2 protein-coding genes are annotated in these 766 nt (G+C 64.5%); both read right to left on the bottom strand.

Features of this window, described 5'->3' with window-relative positions:
* Positions 1 to 531: FAD-dependent oxidoreductase (locus ACTIGJ_RS19585; protein WP_439641996.1), on the bottom strand; the 531-nt coding region annotated here is incomplete at its 3' end.
* A gap of 2 nt (positions 532 to 533) precedes the next feature.
* Positions 534 to 764, bottom strand: coding sequence for a mercury resistance system transport protein MerF (gene merF, locus ACTIGJ_RS19580; RefSeq protein ID WP_439641995.1), 231 nt, complete (start codon positions 762 to 764; stop codon positions 534 to 536).
* Positions 765 to 766: the final 2 nt, after the last annotated feature.

The following is a 766-nucleotide window of genomic DNA, read 5'->3' as shown; positions in this document are numbered from 1 at the left end:
GCCAAGTTCCAGGGCAGTCGTGCTGGTGAGATAAGGCACCTCCTCAATGCCGGGAATGTCCGGCAGGGCCGGCGAGGTGCCGGTCGCGATGATGATCTTGCCCGCTGAAATCGCGGCGCCATTCACCATCACGCCCTGCCCGTTCAGACGCGCCGCGCCTTCCAGATAGGCAACGCCGTTGTACTCGGGCAGCAGGTCAATATATTTCTTCTGCCGCAAGCTGGTGACCAGCTCGTCCTTGGCCGCGACGAGCGCGGGCCAGTTGGCCACGCTTGCTTCCCCGACCAGGCCGGGAAAGCGTTGCGCGGCCCGCACACCATGCAGCGCCTCGGCCGCGCGGATCATCGTCTTCGACGGCACGCAGCCGACATTGACGCAGGTGCCGCCGATGGTGCCGTGGCCGATCAGCGCGACATTGGCGCCCTGATCGGCGGCGGTGATCGCGGCCGAGAATCCGGCCGATCCGGCGCCGATGACGGCAAGGTCGTAGCCGCCCTTACGGCTTCCTTCGGTGGTGCAGCAGTCTGACATGTTCAGCTATTTTCCTTGTTCGTTTGTGTTTCAGTCGCACAGCAATCTGCGGCGCGTTGTCGGCGCCAGAGGCCATAGCCGGTGAGCGCGACAAAGAAGGCGAGCGCCGGCATGAGGACATAATCGATCCAGCCCAGCCAGGCCGACAACCCGATCGCGCCGAGCAGGACAACCAGCAAAGGCGTGGCGCAGCAGATCACAGCAATGAGCGAGCCGGCGATGCCGGTCTTCAGAA

This window comes from Nevskia sp., assembly GCF_051860985.1.
Lineage (GTDB): Bacteria > Pseudomonadota > Gammaproteobacteria > Nevskiales > Nevskiaceae > Nevskia.
The sequence above is the reverse complement of the archived record's forward strand: the minus strand, read 5'-3'. Positions and strand labels throughout refer to the sequence as shown.